4 protein-coding genes, 1 pseudogene and 1 riboswitch are annotated in these 4,584 nt (G+C 61.7%); of the genes and pseudogenes, 3 read left to right on the top strand and 2 right to left on the bottom strand.

The window, feature by feature from the left end:
* Positions 1-479, top strand: a 479-nt coding sequence (locus Y707_RS32195; RefSeq protein WP_216699255.1) for an NlpC/P60 family protein, incomplete at its 5' end; no start/stop codon positions are given.
* Positions 480-1,070: 591 nt separating this feature from the next.
* Here Y707_RS32195 and Y707_RS0113720 read toward each other — a convergent pair.
* Positions 1,071-1,958 (bottom strand): LysM peptidoglycan-binding domain-containing protein, encoded by an 888-nt coding sequence (locus tag Y707_RS0113720; RefSeq protein ID WP_026535507.1) that lies wholly within the window; start codon positions 1,956-1,958, stop codon positions 1,071-1,073.
* A 4-nt stretch (positions 1,959-1,962) separates the two neighbouring features.
* Positions 1,963-2,133: riboswitch (cyclic di-AMP (ydaO/yuaA leader) on the bottom strand.
* A gap of 949 nt (positions 2,134-3,082) precedes the next feature.
* Between Y707_RS0113720 and Y707_RS30760 the strand changes: the two genes are divergently transcribed.
* Together Y707_RS30760 and Y707_RS30755 are read left to right on the top strand one after the other, a co-directional pair.
* Entirely contained in the window at positions 3,083-3,727 is a 645-nt protein-coding gene (locus tag Y707_RS30760) for a sortase domain-containing protein (protein ID WP_155852988.1), read from the top strand.
* A 76-nt stretch (positions 3,728-3,803) separates the two neighbouring features.
* A complete protein-coding gene (locus Y707_RS30755) occupies positions 3,804-4,307 on the top strand; it encodes a class F sortase (protein ID WP_253905176.1) in 504 nt (167 codons plus the stop codon).
* A 4-nt stretch (positions 4,308-4,311) separates the two neighbouring features.
* Here the strand turns inward: Y707_RS30755 and Y707_RS26085 are convergent.
* A pseudogene (locus Y707_RS26085) lies at positions 4,312-4,584 on the bottom strand (hypothetical protein); the annotation flags it as partial.

Genomic DNA, 4,584 nt, shown 5'->3' with positions numbered 1-4,584 from the left:
GCCAGCCGGAGCCAAGCCCTACGGCACCGCCAAAGCCGGGTCCCAAGGTGCTGGCACCCAAGCCGAGCCAGCCAAAGCCGGGTCCCACGGCCCCGGCACCCCAGCCGAGCCAGCCGGAGCCAAGCCCTACGGCACCGCAAAAGCCGGTCGTTCCCGTCAGTCCGCAGACTGCCATAATCGCGGCGCTCGACGCTCTGAAGGGAACCTCCCTGGAGTCCGTGGTGCAGGTTGACCGCATTCTCGCGTCAGCCGGAGTGGACTACACCGGCGGCCCGGCAGGCTACCCGACGTTAGGACAGGAAGTCGACGCGTCCGCTGCCCTGCCGGGGGACCTGGTTTACTATCCCGACGGTGGTTCCGGGGAGCCGCATGTTGCGATCTATACCGGTAATGGCAACGCCGTCCATAACGGGCAGTCGATTTCGGGGTCGACCGTCGAAAACGGGATGCCGTTCATCTACATCCGTATCAGCGGATAGCAGCACGCGGATTTCAGGGTGCGCACCATGTCTTTGATCGGCTACGCGAATTGGAGAACTGGGGGGAGCGCTTCGGCCTCGCGTATCGCCGCCCAATGGTGGCGGATTATGGGCTGCTGAAGCGAATCCCGTACTCAATCGCCGGAGAAATTTTCCATGCGCTGCATCGAAGCTGTCCACTGTAGTTCGCAACGAAACCAGGATGAGCGCCATGGGCACGGAATGCTGCCAGTCGATTCATCGTCAGTGAGGAGTGGGCGCGGCCCGACCGGGCCTCGGGCCGCTCGAAGAAGCCACACACCAGGCTGCAGCCGGGTGTCGCTGCACGGTGCCTTGCAGTGCCGGTGACGATCCTCTGGAACGGGACAAAGGGAGAACGCAGTCGGGGGGCACAGCCAAAATCCAACCGGTGCGGTCCAGAACTGGTGTATACGCTAAACGACCATCGATGCTCGCGTCCTGCCTCACGGCCACCATCCTCACAGCCCCGCACCCATACCAAGGCCGCTGCAGGAAAGTGCCCGGCTGGATTTTCCAGCCGGGCACTTTCAGGGTCGTGCTATTACTGCTATTCAGTTGTCAGTCAGCGTCTTAGCCGTTGACCCGGTAGTAGACCGGTCCGGAACCGACGTCTACGCTCTTGACGACAGTCTGGTTGCCGTTCCAGCCACTGTGAATTGCTTGGCCGCCGCCGATGTAGATGGCGTTGTGGGAGAAGCCCATCCCGCCGTCGGCGTAGTAGATGAAGTCTCCGGGCTGCGGGTTGGAGACCTGGGTGGCGTACCCCATCAGCGATTCGGGGGATTCATCGCCAACACCGCTGATGCCCGCGGCCCGCAGTGCCTGCTCACCCAGAACGGTGCAGTCCTGGATTGCTCCCAGCTGGCCATTGGCCGAGGCGAGGATAGCCGCGTTGGTCGACGTTGCGGGGATCTCGGTATAACCCGAGCTGGCAAGGCTCACGTTCGAAGCCGACGAGTTATTTGTGGAACTGGCCACCTCCGCTGCGGGGGCAGGGGATGCGGGCGTTACGGATGTTGAGGCACTGACCGTGGCGGCGACTGCAGTGTTTCCGCTGCCGGAGAGCGCAATGGTGTCTCCCGGGTAGATGACCGAGTTCATGCTCAGTCCGTTCAGGGACAGAACAGTACCGAGGCTGACCCCGTGCTTGGCTGCAATCCCGGCCAGGGTGTCACCGGACTGTACGGTGTAGCTCGATGAGCCGCTGACTGCTGCCCCGGTATTGGCGGTGTAGCCTGCGGCCGGTGCAGCCGTGACGGCCGCTGCGGGCTGGTTGGCCGTGGCGGAGGCCTGTGCCGGGGCGACAATCCCAAGCATCATGGCAGACGCTGCTGCAAGAACGGCGACTGGCCGGCCGATACTGCCGGCATTGGTGGAAACAGCCTTGGAGATGGACCGTAGCGGGCTGGTGCGGACCGGGGTCGCACGGTGGCGCGCTGTATGAGAATTCTTGGACACGTTATTTACCTCTCCCAATGCCTGCGGGGTGAGCTGTCGGATTCGGATGGGAGTCACCCGGCCGCACCACCCAGGCATCCAGTAATACCCGGGTGTATGCGGCTTAACCCCAAGGGCCCTAAGGGAGCCCGATGATGGTTCCCCCGCCTCTGCCAGAATGTTGCGAACGGGACCTTGCGATAGTGGCAGAGTTAAGCAATCTACCCAAGGGTGCCGCCCCAATGTAGGTTTACGACACAAACGCCAAGCTACATCATCCTTTACTTGATTGTCACGTTCCGGTCACGACGAGCGTGCCGTGGCGGCAGGGGAGTGGAGGGGATCATTTATTGCCAATGCAGTCGGGTGAATGTTGGTACGGGGACGGTGGGCGGCGGCTTACGACCACGGTCAACAGTGCTCAGAAACACCAACAGCCCCATCAACGACCGAGTAGCGACTGGCCGGGGCTGCAAGTTTACTTGTGCTCATTGGTCACCTGGCACGCGGTGGGCCCGTTCAGCGCCATCTTTACGAGGGCCGGTTTGGCTTCTTCCGGCGATGCGGCCGTGGCTGCCGGGGGCATGCAGACATCCGCGTGCTCCGGAATCCATGTCGTTACAGACTATTCCGTTTCTGCCATTGCATTGATCAGTTCCTGAATAAGTCCGCGAAGGTGTTGTGCATCCTCCCCAGCTTCCCTCCGATTCTTCGCTCAGGAGCAGCGTATCTTCTGCTTCTCCTGGCGGACAGCCTCTCCATGACAAGCCCTGAGGACTGACAAGGGTGGGCTTCAGATCTGATTGCATACCTAGCTGGTTGGCCAGGACGATCGGAAACAGCGCCCGTTGAACAAGAGGTGCTCCAATACTCCGCCGGATTAAGAGCAGCAGGTGGCGGCTATGCCCTCCGCTCCAAGATGAAAGGTGGGCCGCTAAGGCCAGGTTTTCCCACTATGGACAATGCCTTTTCGCGATCCCTGCGGAGTGGGACCGCCGCTTCCGCCACTGCAAAAAGGTGGCCCCGTTTTAGTGCCCATCCGTGACGCCGGTGAGAGGCACGGACCGGCATGGCGTGCTGGGGTGTTCGACGGGTTGACCCATCTGGGATGTGGATAGCACCGAATTACCGTTATGCTCCCTACCATGATGAACAGCTATACCGGTCGACGTATCCGGAATACGGCAGGGTCTGCCGCGGTCCTCCTGCTTCTGCTCGCTGGGTGCGGCTCTCCTAATGCGGGGAGCGAAGGCGAAGCGGGCGGTAACACCGCACCCAAGCCGTCCGCTTCGGCACCGGCGTCGCCCAATCCGCCGCCGAGTTCTTCCAATACGTCCGGAGCCATGCAGGCCAAGAAGGCAACTCCGCCGGAAGCTGAATTGGCCATGGAAGCTTCGCAGCCGGTGGGTTTCTCCATTCCCGCCCTGGACCGGCAGGATGACATTATTAAAACCGGTCTGCGTGAAGACAATTCGCTCGAAGTGCCGCCCGAGCACGAGGGCGCTCCTGCCAGTTGGTACAAGGGCTCGCCCACACCTGGCGAGACCGGTCCGGCGGTGTTGCTCGGTCACGTGAACTCGCTGGCTGATGAGAGCGGCGTGTTCTATGAGCTGGAATCGCTGGTCGAAGGTGACACGGTAGCACCGAATTACCGTTATGCTCCCTACCATGATGAACAGCTATACCGGTCGACGTTTCCGCAATACGGCGGGTTCTGCCGCGGTCCTCCTGCTTCTGCTCGCTGGGTGCGGCTCTCCAAATGCGGGGGGCGAAGGGGAAGCGGGCGGTAACGCCGCGCCTAAGCCGTCCGCTTCGGCACCGGCGTCGCCCAATCCTGTGCCGAGTTCGTCCAATACGTCCGGAGCCATGCAGGCTAAGAAAGCAACTCTGCCCGAAGTTGAGCTGGCTATGGAACCTTCGAAGCCTGTGGGTTTCTCCATTCCCGCTCTGGACCGGCAGGATGACATCATAAAAACCGGACTGCGCGAAGACAATACGCTCGAAGTCCCGCCGGAGCACGAGGGCGCTCCCGCCAGCTGGTACAAGGGCTCGCCCAGCCCTGGCGAGATCGGTCCGGCGGTGTTGCTCGGTCACGTGAACTCGTTGGCCGACGAGAGCGGGGTGTTCTATAACCTGGAATCGTTGGTCGAAGGTGACACTATTACTGTTGACCGCGAGGACGGGTCGACGGCCATTTTCGAGGTGTACAAGAGCGAGCTCTACCCCAAGAATGAGTTCCCCACAAAGGCGGTATACCAACCGACTGAGGGAGCGGAACTGCGCCTGATCACCTGTGACGGCTTCACCGAGTCCTCAGGCGAGTTCGTGGAAAACCTGGTCGTCTACGCCAAGCTCGTGGACGTCCGATAGGCGTTTAGGTCTTGAGCCCGCGCCAGCCGGCCCACGCTGCTGCGAACAACAGTGCGGCGCCGATATAGAAGACGGCCTGAATACCTAACGTATCGGCAATGACGCCGCCGGCAAGAAGGGATATGAGGCGGCCGGACTGCCACAGCATGTCGGAGGTTGCGAATATCCGTCCACGGAGCCGTTCCGGTGTTTCAGTCTGCAGGAGCGAGTTGAAGGTAACCGCTCCGGTTGATGTCCCGAGGCCGTACACGACCAGGGCCGCCATTGCCGGGATCAG

The organism is Arthrobacter sp. H14 (assembly GCF_000520495.1).
GTDB lineage: Bacteria > Actinomycetota > Actinomycetes > Actinomycetales > Micrococcaceae > Arthrobacter_C.
Note: the sequence above shows the minus strand (reverse complement) of the source record. Positions and strands in the feature narration are given on the sequence as shown.